Source organism: Bacillus clarus (assembly GCF_000746925.1).
In the GTDB taxonomy this organism is placed as follows: domain Bacteria; phylum Bacillota; class Bacilli; order Bacillales; family Bacillaceae_G; genus Bacillus_A; species Bacillus_A clarus.
Genome location: NZ_JMQC01000008.1, coordinates 2,082,115 through 2,097,825 on the forward strand (window position 1 = coordinate 2,082,115; position 15,711 = coordinate 2,097,825).

The 15,711-nt window shown below is 32.3% G+C and carries 13 protein-coding genes; all 13 read right to left on the reverse strand.

The window, feature by feature from the left end:
- Positions 1-48: 48 nt before the first annotated feature.
- Positions 49-1,242, reverse strand: coding sequence for a glycoside hydrolase family 88 protein (locus DJ93_RS11675; protein ID WP_042980985.1), 1,194 nt, complete (start codon positions 1,240-1,242; stop codon positions 49-51).
- Between the two features lie 20 nt (positions 1,243-1,262).
- On the reverse strand, positions 1,263-2,444 hold the full coding sequence (locus DJ93_RS11680; protein WP_042980986.1) for a glycosyltransferase: 1,182 nt from the start codon (positions 2,442-2,444) through the stop codon (positions 1,263-1,265).
- A gap of 12 nt (positions 2,445-2,456) precedes the next feature.
- Positions 2,457-3,647: a glycosyltransferase gene (locus DJ93_RS11685; RefSeq protein WP_042980987.1), complete on the reverse strand. Its 1,191-nt coding sequence runs from the start codon at positions 3,645-3,647 to the stop codon at positions 2,457-2,459.
- Positions 3,648-3,660: 13 nt separating this feature from the next.
- Positions 3,661-4,821, reverse strand: a complete 1,161-nt coding sequence (locus tag DJ93_RS11690; RefSeq protein ID WP_042980988.1) for a polysaccharide pyruvyl transferase family protein — start codon at positions 4,819-4,821, stop codon at positions 3,661-3,663.
- A 17-nt stretch (positions 4,822-4,838) separates the two neighbouring features.
- Positions 4,839-5,870, reverse strand: coding sequence for a glycosyltransferase (locus DJ93_RS11695; RefSeq protein ID WP_042980989.1), 1,032 nt, complete (start codon positions 5,868-5,870; stop codon positions 4,839-4,841).
- Between the two features lie 84 nt (positions 5,871-5,954).
- Positions 5,955-7,151: a glycosyltransferase gene (locus tag DJ93_RS11700; protein ID WP_042980991.1), complete on the reverse strand. Its 1,197-nt coding sequence runs from the start codon at positions 7,149-7,151 to the stop codon at positions 5,955-5,957.
- A 9-nt stretch (positions 7,152-7,160) separates the two neighbouring features.
- A complete protein-coding gene (locus tag DJ93_RS11705) occupies positions 7,161-7,901 on the reverse strand; it encodes a glycosyltransferase family 32 protein (RefSeq protein ID WP_042980992.1) in 741 nt (246 codons plus the stop codon).
- Between the two features lie 103 nt (positions 7,902-8,004).
- Positions 8,005-9,078, reverse strand: a complete 1,074-nt coding sequence (locus DJ93_RS11710) for an EpsG family protein (protein WP_042980993.1) — start codon at positions 9,076-9,078, stop codon at positions 8,005-8,007.
- Between the two features lie 150 nt (positions 9,079-9,228).
- On the reverse strand, positions 9,229-10,131 hold the full coding sequence (locus DJ93_RS11715) for a glycosyltransferase family A protein (protein WP_042980994.1): 903 nt from the start codon (positions 10,129-10,131) through the stop codon (positions 9,229-9,231).
- A 30-nt stretch (positions 10,132-10,161) separates the two neighbouring features.
- A complete protein-coding gene (locus DJ93_RS11720) occupies positions 10,162-11,253 on the reverse strand; it encodes a hypothetical protein (protein WP_042980995.1) in 1,092 nt (363 codons plus the stop codon).
- Between the two features lie 56 nt (positions 11,254-11,309).
- Positions 11,310-12,410 (reverse strand): glycosyltransferase family 1 protein, encoded by a 1,101-nt coding sequence (locus DJ93_RS11725; protein WP_042980996.1) that lies wholly within the window; start codon positions 12,408-12,410, stop codon positions 11,310-11,312.
- Entirely contained in the window at positions 12,395-13,549 is a 1,155-nt protein-coding gene (locus DJ93_RS11730; RefSeq protein ID WP_042980997.1) for a glycosyltransferase family 4 protein, read from the reverse strand. The genes DJ93_RS11725 and DJ93_RS11730 overlap by 16 nt, the downstream gene beginning before the upstream one ends.
- A 114-nt stretch (positions 13,550-13,663) precedes the next feature.
- A complete protein-coding gene (locus DJ93_RS11735; RefSeq protein ID WP_042980998.1) occupies positions 13,664-15,478 on the reverse strand; it encodes a polysaccharide biosynthesis protein in 1,815 nt (604 codons plus the stop codon).
- Positions 15,479-15,711 lie beyond the last annotated feature (233 nt).

A 15,711-nucleotide genomic window follows, 5' to 3' on the forward strand; every position in this document is an offset into this window, starting at 1 on the left:
TCTGAAATAAAATTTATTAATCTGACTATTAAAATTCAGTTATCCCCCTCATGATGATGACTGAATTTTATTATTATTACGTAAATTTATTAATCTAATACAAAACCCTTGTGTGAATGGCAATATATCGAATAACGTAGAATATACACCTATATCCTTCGTATCACCTTGAGAGAAATCGACCGCTCCGTTTCTTCTTGTCACTCCCATCAAATAACCGATAGCTTTATCTGCACTTTCCAAACATTCATTTGAAATATCTTCTATCTTTGCTGCATTCAACATAAACCACCCCAGTGTGGATGTAGCGGAGGAATCTGGTCCGCATTCGTTCCTAGTTACAGTCCAATTCCAATTGCCTTGTTGTTGAAATTTCATCGTGGCTTTTGCAAATTCACGTACACTTTCTTCTAATACAGGTTTATAGCTGTTGTTTTCCGGTAATTCATTCCACGTATCTATAAGGCCTATAGCAAACCATCCAAGACCTCTTCCCCAGCCATATAAACCTAGAGGAACTTTATCTTCTAATCTATAAGCATGACATGGTATATGACTTAAGTTTAACATTCCATATGTTTCATATTCTTTAATCTGTTTTACAGCTAAATCTATACACTCACTTTTGTTATATCTAATGCCGTAAGTCACTAAGAATGGACATATGAAACCAATGGTATCTACGTATCGATACCCCTTCATAAACTTTCTATATTCTATCGTACCATCCTCACCTATATGCTCTTGTATCATTTCCCAAGTAGTATCCAAAGCTTTTTTATATTTATCTATCTCCTCAAAATCCAGCTTCATAATAGCATAAGCAAGTATTGCTCCATCTACATACTGAGGTTTGTGTACCCACTGACCGTTAGAATCAAATTTGGAGTTCAAAAACTTTGTGATTTCATGTTTCACTGCTCTGTCATCGTTATATTTCAGGTATTCAGACAACCCTAATATTAAAGATGCTTCTTGCCAATGCTGTATAGCACTTTTCGTATAATTTCCTTTCAGCATATCAATTATTATTAATCTTGTATTATCAGTTACCTTAATCTTTGGCGTGTTATTTAGCCATTTAATACCTATATTAATAATTGACTGATTCCATAAACTTTTATCGGTATATCTTCCTATTTTTATTCTCCCCAACCAATTCTTGCATATGGGGACGAAATCAATCATTATAATAATTGCAATTACGGCAAGTAACACAAAGCACGCTGCCTGTATAATCATATAATTATGTCCTTTCTATACTACTTAAATAATGTATATAATTTTGTTATTTCCGACTCGGTTCCTAACTTTTCATCTAATAAGTTATTTATTAACTTATTTCTTAATTCTTCATGATGTATTAATTTTTTAATTCCCTCTGAAAGTGAGTGAGCATCCATGTCTACAATAATCCCATTTTCTTCATTGTCGATTTGGTCTTTAGCCGTACTAAAATTTGTTACCACTATTGGTTTATGCAGTATTTTTGCCTCGTCTATTGCTATAGATTTCCCTTCAAACCTGGATGGTTGTACGTATATAGTTGCTACTCTTATGTACGGATACGGATTTTCTTTCAGTCCTAACAGTAAAAAATGGTCTTGAAGTTCGTTTTCTTCTATCATTTTTTCTAGTTTATCCCGATCTTTGCCTTCTCCGATAATATACCACTTTATGTCATATCCATTCCCAACCAGATCCTTACATGCTTCTATGGCCAAATCAAATCCCTTTTCACTACTTAATCTTCCTACAGAAACAAGCTTTATCCCTTTATCTTCTATATCTACCTTTTCTTGAGACATTTTGTTTATCGTACTTGGGGAGACTACGTTATGAATAACACCTATTTTGTCGTTATATACAGGAAATCTTTGTCTTAAAACATTGGCACATTCCTCAGACACCGTTACTATATGATTCAATGAATGAAAATAACCCATATCAATTTTAGAATCCATTCCTAACTTGTCATAATCAGTATGTATGAAACCGATTTTCTTATCCGCTTTAACCTTTTCTATACAAAAATAAACCGGATTCTTCTCTAAGTACCCAATCGCCACATCATATTTTTTATTTATAGTCTGGAGAGATTTTGATAGATATCGCCATACTCTCTGTTCACAACGAGCTTTGTTTTTCTCACTTTTAAATATGTAACCTGCACAAATCCTTGAGAAGGCTATATCTAATCTTCCTTGTCGCAAACATTTAATGGTAGCTGCTTTTATTGGCATATCAAAATATTGATACTCAGAAGGTTCGTCCAATATATTCACGTGCTTAGGGATTTTATTAAAAAATAAACCTTCGTGCTTAAATAAAAATAAATCCACATTATAGCGAGAGTAATCCATCGTATGTAGCAGAGAAATTAATGATTTTTCAGCCCCACCACAGTTCAAATTATTGATAACAAATAATATGTCCTTTTTCATAATAATCACCTTTTAAAGAATTCCGTAAAGCTTATTTATTTCTTTTTCGGTTCCTAACGTTTCTGTAGATAAATTATTTACGATTCTTTCCCTCAATTCTATATCTGTGATAAGCCTTTCAATTTCAGTTGCAATTCCTTCTTCAGACATCTCGGTAATAATTCCGTTTATTCTATGATTTATTTGATCTTTTGCAGTTTCGAAGTTGGTCACTACTATCGGTTTACACAGTATCTTTGCCTCATCAATTGCTATAGACTTACCCTCATACCTAGATGGCTGTACATATACATCTGCTTTTCGTATATAAGGATATGGATTTTCTCGAACACCTAAGATTTTAAAATGTTGGGATAGATGATTATCTTCTATTAAACTTTCTAATTTATCTCTTTCATCACCATCCCCTAATACATACCACTTTATCTTGTATCCTTTTTCTAGAATTAACTTACAAGATTTCACCGCTAAATCTAAACCCTTTTCATGACTTAATCTAGCGACAGTTATAATATTAGTATAATTTCTATCAAACAAACTATCATCTTTTATATCTTCTTTAGATAGATCATATATAATCCTAGGAGCTACTATATTATATATAACCGTAACTTTATTTTTTAAATGTGGAAAGTTTTCCTGTAACGATTTTACACACTCTTCTGAAACCGTTATTAGGTTATCTAGTTGTTCAAAATATGGATTATCGAACTGACGATCCATGCCTGAATTCGAGTAGTTTGTATGTATCCATCCGGCCTTTTTGTTCGCATTCACTTTATCAACCACAAAATATATTGAAGACTTCTCAAGATAACCAATCGCTACATCGTACTCTTTCCTTAAAACATCAAATGACTTACTTTGATATTCCCATGTATACTGTTCTGAAATAGCAGCATTCTTTATCAATCTATTCTTAATGGTGAACATCAATCTTGAATATGCCAATTTAATTTGCCCATTCTTTAAAAAGCCCATTATTGAATTTTTAAGGCTCGATGCAAATATTTTATAATCACTTGGCAAATCTAATATATTTACCTCTCTTGGTATCGAATTCATGAATGTTCCTGTTTTACTAAACAAAAATAAATCTACATCATATAAACTGTAATCTATTTGTGATAGTAGATTTATCAAGCTTTTCTCTCCACCACCAGTAGATAAACTAGGCATAACAAATAGTAGTTTTTTTTTCATAATATACCCCGAATTAATTAGACAATTCTTTCAAATACTCTACTGCTTTGTAGGACATTTTCTTTACATTAGGTATAGATTGTCGTAGCTTTTTCCTTATCTCCTCTTCCCCTCGTACCATCTCATCAAATCTTGCTTTTAATTTATTACTATCAGATATCTCTTCTATATCTAAAACTAATTTTTCTTCCCCAAATATATCTTTAGATATTCCTTTGGACTTTACACTATATCCCAATACCATAGTCGGAATAAAACTAGAGTAAGCTGCTATAGTTGCATGCGTTCGGGCTCCTATAAAGAAACGCATTCTAGCTATATACCCCTTATACTGTATTGCATTTAAGTTATCTGGTAACAGAATCACTCTGCCTGTGTCCTTAAATTCTTGGTAATATTTGTAGAGAACTTCGTAATCATTGTTTCCATCTTCAATAACGTGAGGTGTAAGAGCAATCATCATATCTGTAGTATTTAATATATAATTAATCAACTCTCTTACCGCAACTTGAGAATTCTCATTTCTATTCCATACAAGCGGGCTAAAATTAAGACCCATTGTATTTCCTTCTTGCCATCCATTAGGCAACTCCAATTCTTCTTTTTCCATTGTAAACGCAGCATCGGCACACAATTGAACATTATTTAATCCTTGTTTTTTTAACATATTATAGGTAAGACTTTCGCGTGCTAATATTAAATCAAAGAGCTTTAGATCTTTCAACTTTCTTTCAGACATATCCTCTTCTCCTATAGAACATCCCCATAGTACTAGCTTTTTTCCCTGCATTTTTACTCTTCTATCAATCTCATACCACCCAGGTTGCTCTCCATAGCAATAATTATCCCCTCCGATAGATAAACATACATCGGAACTTTTTATATGCTTTATTATGTTATGATGAATTTTCCCTAATGCATAAGACTCATCGTTAAAGAGTTTTACTTTAACTGAAGACAATAACCAATCATATGAATATTTTTTCAGACTGCGGCTAGAGCCATCATATATACAATCTAACTTATTGATTACCTTATCTGTTTCAGGTCTATCTGATGCCAAACATACTTTTGCTCCATCTATTTTTTCTTTTATAATATTTGTAGAAGCTCGAACTATCGCTTCACACCCTCTATTCAAACTGCCCCCATGGGCAAACATCATAAACTTCACACTAAATTCCTCCAATTTTATTTATTTCTAAGCCTGCTGTAAGAGACTGCAAAGTATAACCCCACAGTAGATTTTCTTTTAATCATATTTATTAAAAATTTCTCATATCTACCAAGCTCGCTATAAGTTACTTCACAATATAGTGGCAATGCCTCTCTAACATATTTATTGCATATCATATTTTTTATGTATTCATATCTCTTACTAAACCGTATTTCCTTAGACGGTTCAAAATAAATATATACGTAGGAAATTACACTATTTATAAACTTTCTTGACTTCAATTCACGTATCTTTGCCTTATCGACCTTTTCAATGTAAATTTTCGGTAGTTCCATATTATATACTTCTACAGCTCGCTTGAAATAATCTTTTTTTGAGATATCCCGAGTTGCGCTACCCGCTACATCCCTATAATAATATCCCGTATAATCTATATATTTCATATTAGTTGCATTACTAAAAAATTGAATATTAAACATTCCATCTTCTCCTAATGCAACCTTCTCTGGAAACTTCACATTATTTTTCGTTATTATGCTATTTTTATAAATTTTGTTTACAGCAGTATTTAAATTATCACTTTTAAGAAAATAGGGTAATATCTCTTTATTTATATATTCTTTTTCTAGAAAGATATTAGTTGGAAATGGATATTCAATTGTTACCTTATGCCCTTCAATCTCACTTCTTAAATTTGATATAATTACATCACAATTGCTTTGTTTTGCTGAATTATACAGAGTTTCATACATATCCGCTTCTACATAATCATCAGCATCAACAAATCCGATATATTCACCATTAGCTATAAGAATTCCTTGATTCCTTGCAATACTCACACCTTGATTTTTTTGATTTATAAGTATAATCCTGTCATCTAGTACCCTATACTTTTCAATAATTTCTACACTATTGTCCGTTGAACCATCATTGATAAAGATAAATTCGCAATTATGAAGCACCTGATTTAACAGTGATTCTATACACCGAGTAATATATTTACCAGCATTATAAACCGGTATAATTACACTGACATTTCTATTCATGGGCAAATCGTCCCTTTGCTTTGAATCTCTTATACTTTCATTTTTAAAAATTTTTGTAGTTGTACCAATACGCTTAATAAACTTTTAAGCCTCCATAATTTCATACAACTTATTTAATTCATACTTATTACTATAATCAGTATTACTACAATTGTTAGCTAACTGCTTCCTTACGGTAGCATCCCTATACAATTTTTCTATTCCATCTGCTATTCCTTCAACGGATAATTCTGTAATATATCCGTCAACCCTATTTTTCACTTGACTGTTTGCGGTTGTATAATTTGTAATTAGGACTGGTTTTGCAAGTATCTGAGCCTCTCCTACTGTAACAGCTTTTCCCTCATATCTAGATGGTTGGACATATAAATCAGCTTCTTTTATATATGGATATGGATTAGTTTGCTTTCCTAGCAACACAAAGCTATTTTCTAATTTCAAATCTCTTATTAAATTTTTAATCATTGCTTCGTCTCCACCATATCCAACTACATACCAGGCTATATTCTCATAGCCTTTATCTTTCAATATCCTTAAAGCCCTAACAGCATTATCGATTCCTTTTGCATGAGATAGTCTAGCCACAGTTATAACTTTAAAACGGTTATCAAGAAGCATAGGGGTATCTATTTCTTCATTCGCCATGTCTCTAATAAACTGCGGGGAGGTTATATTTTCCATTACTATAACCTTATTTTTTAATGCACTATATTTTTTTAAAAATGAATTTTTGCATGCTTCTGATACAGCTACAATATAATCAAATTTATTCCATACTTTTAAATCCATCTCTATATCTGTCTCAATTGTAGAATAATCTGTATGAATCCATGCTATTTTTTTCTTAGCCTTGACCTTATCTGCTACAAAATAATGCGGCCACAAATAACTAATTGCAACATCATACTCTTTATCTAGTTTAGGTAAAAATGGAATAGCATATTTCCACATTAATTGCATTTGATAATATCCTGTCTCTACTATTCCTTTAGCTTTTCCTGCAAAACGAGTATTTATCTTAGATAAAATTCTAGAAAATCCAATGCCATACTCTTTATCCTTTAAAGTTTCTCCGATTGACTTCCTAAAGGTGGTGTATTGTGGAACTTCTTCTAATAAATTTACCTTGTTACAAACTAATTCCATAAAATCCCCTTGATGTCTATACAGCATTAAATCAACAGCGTATTTTTTGTAATCAAAACCCTCAAGCATACTTATAAGGCTTCTTTCTACTCCCCCAACTTCCATATCAAATGAGGCTACCAGTATATCCTTCATATATGCCTCCTAATTGTTTGTAATAAATTTTCTTATCCGCGCTATATTTTCTCCACCTATAACTTTAGATGCTAACAGTTTTAAACTACTCTTCAATCTCGCTTTAGGTGGTAACCAACTTTTATAAAAATGATGCATTGCATATGTATCTGAAGTAATAAATTTTCTACAGTTAATATAATCATATGGAGAAAAATATGTTTGAGGATAGAAGGCTCCTATTCCACTTATTTCTTGATATTTTCCATTCAACTGTAATCCTTTATTTTTTAATATCTCACTTATAATAGCCACATTAGTTAAACTGTCATACCTTCCATTCTCTTTAATAAAACTTTTTTCTTCGTATGAATCTAGAAACATTTTTATTAAAACATTTCCTTTAGTGGCCCCTATTGTACTTGTAGCTATATAGTCCTCTTGTTCAAATCCCCAAAATGAATCATGATGTAGCATATCATCAAAAGATTTGAATACCTCCACATCCGTATCTAAGTAAATTCCTCCAAATTTATAAAGAGCGTATACCCTTACATAATCACTTACAAATGCAAATTTTCTATATTCATAGGCTTCCTTGACATATAAATTACAATTTGTATCAAAATTATCTTCATTCCACTCAATTATTTCATAACCAGATAAATTCTCTTTCCAGCTATCTATACATTTTTTTACTATCGTTGGTTTTTCTCCTTTACCAAACCAACAATAGTGAATGATGCGTGGAATCTTTTCTGTAAATGCCAACTCAGTATCTCCTTTCTAAACTATATAGAATAATATACCTATACATCTAAATTTCCATATTTCATTGATCAACTAGTCATTAACATATTTCACCTTAAAAAACTTAGAAATTTAAAAAATTACTTTTATAAATAATGTTTAATGTTATTACATTCTCGTATGCATAGAAAATAAAATAAAATACTATTATTGCATAATAAACCAGTTTTTGGTCTTTATCAGTAAATAATTTTATAATCCATGAAATTAAAATTAATTGGTATAATCCAAAATATATAGAAAATCTTGCAAAAATCCAATTTTGCGTTGAAATTATCATGAATACAAGTCCTAATATAGACATATTTACTACATAGTCACTTTTAGGAAATATTTTCCTAAGTTTCTCTCTTCCAATGTAAGCAATAATAATTGGAGGAATATTAACTCCAACTCTAAGTATATTTGCTCCGCCCTCAGAAAAGTTCTTGTAATCTCCATACTGACTATCTCCTATGACTGAGAATAACGTATCTAAAAATTGATTAAACCCTATAACTATGAGTACAGAACAAAAAAGGGTTACATACGTTTCCCATGACCATGCTTTTCTTCTAATCATAAAATATATTGGAATAAGGATAAGTGCAGTTTGATGTATTGTTGATGCAAATAGAATACTTAGAATATACTTTTTCCAGTTACCTTCAAATATATATTTTGTTGCAGTAAAAATAATTGCTGCTGCAAGAAATTGCCTTATCCCATTCATTGATATTAAATACATTCCACCTGTTATATATACATATAAACTTAATTCAAACATTCTTGTATATTTATATAAAACCAATACAATAAGTACATTTGTTATTAGTGCTGTTACAAAAATCAATACTTGAGGATCATTAGAGAACTGTTTTAAAATCATCTGAAGCACATTAAAGCCCATATCTTTTCCTTCTTTTATATGTTCCCAATCAAAAGTATCTTTTTTATAAGAATACATATAAAAAAAAGTATCTCCAATATTATTACGGAGACCAGACACCATTACAAGAATAACTATTGTCAAAAATACTAATAGCTTATTTGGCTTTGATTGAACAATGTTTGGTCCCATTATTACAGGAGTAGAAAAATATCTTGCTAAAAAAGAAAGAATATAAACTAAAGCTAGCGTAACCCAAAATATAAACATTTTTAAATTCCTTTCATATTATAGATTACAAATATAAAACTCTTTGCTATTCTTTAACCAAATAATTCAATAATATAGCCTATCAGTCCTATATTTCTCTTACAATCTAAATACATGTGACAATAAAATACATAGTTAATTAAAGACCTACTATTTATTTTTCAAAACAGTAGCTTTACTTGTCTTTTGAATATAAAAATGAAGCATAATTCCAAAAGGTGTAGCCACCAAAGTAATAAATTTACATGGGGACTCAATGAGAAATTTATAGTTTTTGATCATCAAGTTGCTAGATACATAATGTATAGATTCTCGAAATTTTTCTTTTAATGTAGGAGCATATTTCATAGCAACTTTTCTAAAGAATGAGAACCCTTGGGGGTTTTTTCTATATTGCTTAATAATGTTCATGCTAGATCCATCCGCTAAATACTCAACATGACAAAGAACTTTATTCATGATGAGTAACGGATGCTCTTGATCAATAAGAATATATTTATAACTTAGAGGACAGTACCTTTCGCCCGGAAATATTGGATATGGTGGGGTTTTTCGTGTTAACTCTGATCGATAAACTAACTTTTTATCACCTGTGACTTTATATTTCGCATGCAAATCTGTCAGTTTAGATTCCCTCACATGTTCCGGCATCATCGTTCCAATAACTTTTCCATTTGGATTAGCGTCTAATCCTATTATGCCAGCGTAATCATTACTTCCATACTCCTTCCAAAAACGAGTGATATTTTCAACGGCATCATCCGCCATATAATCATCAGAATCAATACAAACATTAAGTTCCGTATCAATTAATTCGTAAGCAGTATTATGTGCCCCGTGCATTCCCTGATTCTCTTGATAATGATACTGAATTGAGATACTGCCTTGGGAAATCCAATTTTCTATTAACTCTCTTGTATCATCTGTAGATCCATCATCAATAATTAACCAAACAAAATCCTTACTTGTCTGTCGCTTTAAACTTTCATAACATAAATGCAGCGTGTAAGCACGGTTAAATGTAGGTGTAAAAATTGTAAGAGTAGGTTTCAATTTACATCTCTCCATCAATCATCTAATCTATTAAAATTCATCCCCTAATATTGTTAATATACTATTTAATACTAATCTATCAGGTCTTACATATTCATGGTAATATCTATAATTGTTAATCATCATTTGATATCTGAAATTTTCATCATTTGATAAAGTATATATTTGATTTATACATTCTTCTGGTGTTTTAAAAATAAGATAATTTTGACCATCCCGAAAATCACCTGGGACTTCATAGTGTAATTCTTCCGTTACTATAGCCTTGCTTGCTGCAACATACTCGGCAAATTTCCAACCAATAGATTGATGTAATCCCATAGTTGCAATACAAATTGCAGATTCTTTTACCTTTCTTAGGTAATTATTCCGTTCAGTAGCTTTTCCGTCTTCTATAACAATATCTGCATAATTTTTATATGCAAATTCTGATGGTGCTACTCCTCCATAAAATTTATCTCCAAACTCTTTTCGACAAAGTCTAATGCATGTTGCTCGAAAATCATTAATATATGCACGTTCTTCCTTTTTATTCGAAGAAATTTGCCCTTCATAATCTCCATTTACATCCCATAGCCTAGCCATAAAAAGAATTTTTGAATCTATTTCCTTATGAGGTATATCTTCAAAAGAATTAATACGATATAAACCATTGTAATATTGAGACAACGGAACCTTCCGTATTATTTTCTTAATTTTCTCCCTAAGTGGATCTTGAGGCATCGGTGAATGCGCAATATTTCCAGGTATGGTAACCATATAATTTAATCCAAGAGGATAAATTTTTTCCTTATGCCTTAACTTTGAATTATAAAAACTATTAAAACTTCGCTTAAAGTAAAAATCGTATTTTTCTAACAACACATTCATAAACTCAACATAATCCTGATTTTGCTTAAGCAAATTATCATAACCATCATTAACATCATATAACACTCGAGTTTTCCCATTAATTATAACTTCCATCATATTATAAGGTAATCGATCTTGATGACTCTTACTAAGTTTCTCTATCCTCAAGTCTATTACTCCTTGTCGAGCAAGTAGAACAAAACCTGCAGTTATATTATAAAGATGTAGCGGAACTTCTCCTAGCCTAAGACAACATGAAACTCTTGACATCATTGCGCTCCTTTTTAATCCTTTAGACATTATTTAAAATAAGAGGTTACTATTAATTAAAGCGCTTGAAGATAAAAATTCTCAAGCCAAGTAGCCGATTCACTTATATCATATCCTTCTTTCTTGATATACCCTTCTACATCTTGTATACGTTTATTGGCACCCAATATATCCTGCGCCCATATTTCGGGGGAGGTATTTATGCTTTCAAAACTCACTAGACCTGCTCCCATATCTACTTCTTTAGTTATCGCATCCGAAATTACACAAGATAACCCAGCTCCTTGCGCTTCTATAAGAGTAACAGGCAATCCTTCATGAATGGATGGGAATGCAAATACATCAAAAGCTTGAAGTAAATGGTTGATATCGCTCCTTATGCCAAGAAACTTTACATTAGCCCCTAAATTTAATTCTTCCACTTTTTGTTCAATCTTTACCCGTAACGGACCATCCCCCACCAAAACAAGAACGGAATCTCTTCTAAGTTTAACTAACTGAGCAAACACTTCTATAAGGAATCCATGATTTTTTTGATGCGCAAACCTTCCTACATGCCCTACTACAAAGTTATCAACTGTAAGATTTAGTTCCTCTCTTATCTGTTTTCTAATTTCGGGAGAAAATAAAAATTTTTTAGGCTCAATTCCATTCTTTAAAATCGTGGCAGTATCTGTTTTACCTGAAAATAACCAACGAGATGCTGCATCCGAGCATGCTAGAAGATGTGTCGCACTTCGTAATATATAATTCCCCGCATACCACTTATATACTTTCGCAGCAACTCCACCTTCACTACTAGTATTGTGACTATGTGCGATACGAACTGGTATACCGGCTTTCTTAGCTGCACGTAACACAAATCCACTCATCTTATCCATGTGTGAGTGTACAATCCTATATTCTTGATGAGATTCAAAAAAATTATCTAAAGACTTTATGTATTCGTTATGACCACCATCAGTAATATATGGAATCCTGTGCACTTTCCCACCTAATTCTGATATTTCTGTATCGAAAACACCTTCCTTACAAGTAAGAAAATCAAACTGCACTTTATTTCGATCTATATTCCGGTACAAGTTCATAATAAGGGTTTCTGCACCACCGCGGTTCATATTGACTACAACATGTAAGATTCTTAATGGACAACCCAATCTAACGCCTCCGTTCCACTCATAAACATGGTGTAAATATAGCTCTTTTCTTCTAATACTTTATTGACGGCATAATTATTTTTAATAATCTCACGACCAGACTCTCCGAATATGCCTTGTAAGCTACTATTTTCAGTAAGATATTTTATCTTTTCTGCCATTTGCTGTATGTCTTCACGACCTACTGTCCAACCGTTTACACCATTTTGAATTAACTCTTTATGGCCCCTATTCTCACTGGCTATAACAGGCAATCCGCAAGCCATCGCTTCCATAATATTAACTGGTAACCCCTCACGTAGACTGGATGCAACAGAAATATCACAAATAGGTAAAATTTTTGCAATATCATTCCTATAACCAAGGAAATCTATCATTTCAAATACACCCATTTGTTTAGCTAAATTTTTGCAATCATTTATCAAAGGACCATTCCCAGCCAATAGAAGCCTCGCATTGGGAACATGATCTTTTATTAAAGCCAATGAACGAATCAAAAACTGCTGATTTTTATTTTTATTAAACTCAGCCGCATAAAACATTAAAAAATCATCCGGTTTATAACCCATCTCAATCCTTAGACAATTCTTTTGAGCCCCACTAACTGGTTTAAAATATTCTGTGTCCACTCCCACCCCATGAATTTGTTCAATTTTAGGTACTTTAAACTTTCGCTGAACAGCCAAGTTATAATCTTCTTGGTTAATTGTGATGAGGCAATCTGTATAATTTGCTAGCATTTTTTCAATTGGATAATATAACAGCCAATTTGCAAGCGGGGCACCTTTACAAAAATGAAATCCATGCGCAGTATATAAAACTTTTGTTCCATGCTTTCTAGATTTTCTTGCTGCCAAACGTGCAATGGCTCCTCCCATCGGGGTATGACAATGAATAATTTTATATTGATTTTCATCAATAATATCTTTCAGCTCTTTATAAGCCTTAATATTCTTAAATTGCAAAGGTGACCTTTGAATAGAAATGTCATACTTCTTATCCACATATGGAAGTTCTATGTTGCCAGCAGCAGCAACATGGACTTCCCAGCCTTGTTCTTTAAACCATTTCATATACGGCAAATGAAATGCTTTAAAATGAAAGTCTACCGTCGCACAAAACAATACTTTATTTTCCATATATATCACCCTACAATTGTTTATTGTAACTAACCACCTGTGCATACTTCATTCTCATTTCTCTACATAGTAAAACATAAGTCTAAGCATATATATGCAGATCAAAATCCATATTTACATTATATTTTGTGGAGTCATATGACTATTTGCCAATGTCAATACAAGTTTTCTTAATTCCGTCTTCTCGAGATTCTGATAAGTTTGGAGAACTGCTTCAATTTCGTTTATACAAAGGTTCGATGTTTTACCTATATAAATTTTAGGGTGAATTTGTTGTTCATGTATTTCTTCTTTTTTCAATAGTTCTTCAAAGAGCTTCTCTCCAGGTCTTATTCCAGTGAACTCTATTTGTATTTCTTCCAGCGAATTCCCTGATAATGTAATTAAATTTTTCGCAAGATCTACTATTTTCACAGGATCTCCCATATCTAACACAAATATTTCTCCACCTTTAGCCAATGCACCAGCCTGTATTACAAGCTTGGACGCCTCTGGAATTGTCATAAAGTAACGAATCATATCTGGATGTGTAACCGTAACTGGACCACCTTGCTTAATTTGTTTCTTAAACAACGGTATAACACTACCGCGGCTTCCTAATACATTACCAAATCTTACAGCCACAAACTTTGTCTTACTTGTTTTGTCCAAGTTTTGAATTACCATTTCAGCAAGCCTTTTTGTTGCTCCCATTACACTTGTCGGATTCACAGCTTTATCTGTAGAAATCATTACAAACGTCTCGACCTCATTCCAGCTTGCCGCTTTTGCCACGTTTGTTGTCCCAATTAAATTGTTTTTGATAGCTTCTTCGGGGTTACGTTCCATCAATGGTACATGCTTATGTGCAGCGGCATGATAAACAACTTGAGGCTGATATTGACCCATTACTGACATTATTTTCAGGTCATCCTGTACATCAGCAATTTCTGTGGTAAAGACAATACCTGTGTCACCGTATAGCTCTTTCAATTCCATTTCGATAGAATAAATACTATTTTCACCATGACCTAATAAAATCAATTGTTTTGGGTTGAATTTTGCAATTTGGCGACAAACTTCAGATCCAATTGAACCACCAGCACCGGTTACTAAAATAATTTTATTAGTAATAAATTCTGAAATACTTTCAATATCCAATTCAACAGGATCACGTCCTAATAAATCGTCTACTTGGACATCACGAAATTCATTCACTGAAACTTTTCCAGTCACTAAATCCTCTAGCATTGGAAGAATTTGTGTTTTTATTTTTATCTTGGAACATTCTTGAAAAATCATATTTAATGCTTTCTTGCTAAGTGAAGGAATTGCTATTATGATGCTATCGATATCTAATTGCTGAACAGCAAATTCAATACGGTCAATCCCTCCAATTACCGGTATTCCAAGAATATCCAACCCTTGTTTCTTTATATTATCATCTATAAATGCGACAGGCAGTAATTCAGTATCATTACTATTCAAAAGTTGCCTTACAACCATTGTACCTGCAGAACCCGCACCAATAATCAGTGTTCTTTTTTTGTCATCCCCTTTTTGAATATAAGCATCTCTGAACATCCGCCATAGAAAACGTGATCCTCCAATCAGTAAAATATGAATCATCCACGTTACAACAAGGAGACGGAAATAAATATCTTGAACCAATATTTGTTGTACTACTGCTGTTGTAATAACAGAAAATGTGATTGCTTTTAAAATAATTAGCAATTCTCCTACACTTGCATACTCCCATGCTTTTTTATAAAGCTTATAAATAAAAGAAAAAATATGATGGCTAAGTAGCAGCGTCATTGCACTCACTACGATGGGAAATGTTATGACATGGAAATCAGCACTTACTAAGAAGCGACTAAAGAAAACCGTAGTTAATACGATTAAAGAATCAATTAAAATTAATAAGGATAATCTCTGACGATACGTCATAATAGACCCCCTCTCTCTAAATTTTTTATATATAACAAAAGGAAATCCTCATAATTGTTATCTTAGAATCAGCAGATCTATATATTGAATATGTCTAGCTAAACATATAGACAAGGAAAATAATCAATAACCAACTAATACAAAGTTCCTATCTACAAAATCCTTTAGAAAGACTTTCTAGACAAGAACTTCAAATAAGTTTGGGCATCCAACCCTCCCTCACACCACACTCT